This is a genomic window from Micromonospora sp. ABR4_055 (genome assembly GCF_056160425.1).
In genome coordinates this window covers 1-3,392 of record NZ_JBSWXD010000280.1, presented here as the reverse complement: position 1 = coordinate 3,392, position 3,392 = coordinate 1, and the positions used below count along the sequence as shown (strand labels likewise).

Sequence of the window (3,392 nt, the reverse complement as noted above, 5' to 3'; positions counted from 1 at the left end):
CCACTCTGGCGAGTTGGGTGAGATGGAATACACGCAGCGGAGTTTCAGTAACCCGGAGGTGAGGGGAAGCGAGGACTACATCACCGGCCGTGGCGGCTGACCGCGGTCGGTTCCGACACCGACCGGCCGGCCGGTGCCGGTCGGCCGAGGCCGGCCGGTCAGCGCCGGCGGTAGCTCACGTCGGCCGACCAGTGCAGGAAGCCGAGCCGGGTGTAGAGCCGTACCGCGGCGGTGTTCGACTCGTCGACGTAGAGCATCGCCCGGTGCAGCCCGGCGGCGGCCAGATGCCGCAGCCCGGCGAGGGTGAGCGCGCGGCCGAGACCGCCGCCGTGGGCGGTCGGATCGACCCCGAGTACGTAGACCTCGCCGACCGCCGCGTCGGCGTGCACCTTGGTCCAGTGGAAGCCGAGCAGCCGGCCGGTCGGATCCTCGGCGAGCAGGAAACCGGCTGGGTCGAACCACGGCTGCGTGATCCGGGCATGCAGTTGCGGCAGCTCCCAGCGGCCCTGCTCGGGGTGGTCGGCGAACGCCTTCGCGTTGAGCGCCACCCAGGCGGCGTCGTCCTGACCCGGCACGAATGACCTCATCCGTACCCCGGCTGGCAGGGCCGGCTCGGGCAGCGGGTCGGTCAGCTTGCGGCGCAGCTGCAACAGCACCCGGTCGCGGACGAAGTCGTGGTCGAGGGCGAGGGCTGCGGCCGACGGGTGGTCGCCGTGCGCCCAGACGCGCAATGCGGCCGTCGGACCGGCGGCGTCGAGCAGCCCGGCGAGCAGTCGACGACCGTACCCGCGTCGCCGGTGTGCCGGGTGGACCACCAGCTCGGCGACCGGGCCGGCCGGATCGGTCGGGTCGAGATGCGCGTAGCCGATGGTCTCGCCGGCCGGGTCGGCGAGCGTGAGGTGCCGGGCGGAGGCCGCCTCCCGCAGTCCGATGACGACCTGCTCCGGCAGCGGGTCGGCACCGTCGGTGTCGGCGGCGACCGCCGCCAGCTTCAGCACCCGGTCGACCTGGGCAGGGTCGAGCTGGTCGAACCGAACGACGGTCATGCTCGCTTGGGTCGCCGACTCAGCCACGTGCCCCACCGTATCTCCCGTCCGGTCCGCCCGTCGCGGCGGATCGTCGCGGTCAGATCTGGCCGGTGCGCAGGTGCAGCCGGCGGCTGCGCTGGTCGGCCGGTTCGGCCATCGGCGGCAGCGCGTCGACCAGGAAACGTTGCCGCAGGTTCGGCAGGATCGTACGCAGTGCCAGCACCGTGCCGGACCGGTTGCCGCCGGCATCGTGCAGCAGTACGACCGACCCGGGTACGGCCTGCGCGGTCACCGTCGCGGTGATGCTGCCCGCACCGGGCTGGAAGTAGTCGGCCGGGTCGATGGTCCAGTGGATCGAGGTCATGCCCAGTTCCCGCGCCACCTCGACCACAGCGGGAGTCCAAAAGCCACCGGGTTGGCGGTAGTAGGAGACCGGGTGGCCGGGGGCGGCGGCCCGGATCGCCTCGGAGGTCCGGGTCAGATCGGTGCGGATCGCGGCCGGCGGGTAGCTGCCGAGGCCGAAGTCATGGCTCCACGAGTGGTTGCACAGGGTGTGCCCGTCTGCGGCAATGGCCCGGACCAGCTCCGGATGGGCGACCACGTTCCGGCCGACCAGGCAGAAGGTCGCCTTCACCCCGAACTGGCGGAGCACGTCGAGGGTCTGCTGGGTGTGCACCGGGTGCGGGCCGTCGTCGAAGGTGAGGGCGACCGCGGCGCTGCCGCTGGTCTGCCGGGTGCCGTGCGGTCCGCTGCGGTCGGGGGCAAGTGGGGCGTACGCCGGCAGCCGGGCCGCCGAACGGTCCGGGTCCGGTGCCCCGGTGGGTGACGGCGGCGACGCCGTGGACCGGGCCGGTGGTGGCACCAGGTCGGGGTCGGGTCCGCTGCGGGTCGGGCCCGGTGCCGGCGCGGGCGTGGGGTCGGGGTCGGCCCGGTCGGCCGGTGCACTGCTGGAACCGAGAAGGTACGCGCCGGTCAGGACGGCCGTCACGGCCACGGCGGCGACGGTCAGCCCGCGTAGACCCGCCAGCACCGTCACTGCAGCCCTCCCGCCGTCGGTTCGGTCGTCGGCCCGACGCTAGGAGGTTGCAGCTGGCTGATTTAGATGAAACGGTGAATAACCGATATAGACGGTCTATTCGGACGAAAATCTGAGGCGCCGTCCGGACAGATCCGGATGGCGCCTCAGCTGATGTTTCGGCGTTGCGCCACCGTGAGGTGGCGGAATCCGCTAGACCGGCAGCGGTGCGGGCTCGGTGTCCGGCAGCGACGAGCGGCTCGGCGGCACCACGAACTTGTAGCCGACCTGGCGGACCGTGCCGATCATCGACTCGTACTCCGAGCCGAGCTTGGCCCGCAGCCGCCGCACGTGCACGTCGACCGTACGCGTACCGCCGAAGTAGTCGTAGCCCCAGACCTCGCGCAGCAGCTGGTCGCGGGTGAAGACCCGCCCCGGGTGCTGGGCGAGGAACTTGAGCAGCTCGAACTCCTTGTAGGTCAGGTCGAGCGGGCGGCCCTTGAGCTTGGCGGCGTAGGTGTCCGGGTCGATGGTCAGCTCGCCGGCCCGGATCAGCCCGCCCGCGCCTGACGTGGCGTTGGTCAGCCGACCTACCGCCAACCGCAGCCGCGCCTCCACCTCGGCCGGGCCGGCGCTGGCCAGGATGACGTCGTCGACGCCCCAGTCGGCGTTCAGCGCGATCAGACCGGCCTCGGTGACCACCGCGACCAGCGGGACGCCCAGACCAGTGGCATGCAGCATCCGGCAGGTCGCACGGGCCTCGGACAGCTCCGACCGGGCGTCGACCAGGACCGCGTCCGGGCTCGGCCCGGAAACCAGGGTGCGGACATCGCGGGGCGCGGTCCGCACCGAGTGGGGGAGCAGGTCGAGTGCGGGCAGTACGGCCGACGGCTCGCCCGCACGGGCCGTTACCAGCAGCAGGATTTCCACACATCACCTCCGTCCTCGCGGCCTGTCCTGGCCGCGCGTGGTGACCGCGGACGCCGGCCACGTGGCCGTCACCGCAGACAGTGGCGTCGAACCCCGGCTTCGCTGACGGGTGGTTAAGCCATGAGCTTAACCGATTAGGTGCCGGAAACAGCGGGGCGGTGAGCTGTTCATCTGTGCAGTCGGCCATAGCGCCCCGCGCCGTCGCCAGCGGGCCACCCGCCGCGTCTGGCACCATCAGGGCGTGCATCCCTCCACGCCATCCGAGACCGGTCGCGGACAGTGGCCTGACGGTAGCCGGGAGTCACCGCCCGGGCCACCGCCCGGCGGGCGGCCCGGCGGCATGCGGGGCGGCCCCGGTCGCGCCGTCGTCCCAGGGCCGCCGGAGCCCGGCCCACCGGTGCCGGGTCGAGCACCGGCCC

At 72.6% G+C, this 3,392-nt stretch carries 3 protein-coding genes; all 3 read right to left on the bottom strand.

The genetic code is table 11. The features are described from left to right. Positions 1 to 158: 158 nt before the first annotated feature. Entirely contained in the window at positions 159 to 1,046 is an 888-nt protein-coding gene (gene mshD, locus ACXAHD_RS31695) for a mycothiol synthase (protein ID WP_475055091.1), read from the bottom strand. Between the two features lie 79 nt (positions 1,047 to 1,125). Further along, positions 1,126 to 2,064 carry a polysaccharide deacetylase family protein gene (locus tag ACXAHD_RS31690; protein WP_281552997.1) on the bottom strand — a complete coding sequence of 313 codons (939 nt, stop codon included), beginning with the start codon at positions 2,062 to 2,064 and terminating at the stop codon, positions 1,126 to 1,128. A 192-nt stretch (positions 2,065 to 2,256) separates the two neighbouring features. Next, positions 2,257 to 2,973 carry a winged helix-turn-helix transcriptional regulator gene (locus ACXAHD_RS31685; protein ID WP_278171736.1) on the bottom strand — a complete coding sequence of 239 codons (717 nt, stop codon included), beginning with the start codon at positions 2,971 to 2,973 and terminating at the stop codon, positions 2,257 to 2,259. Positions 2,974 to 3,392: the final 419 nt, after the last annotated feature.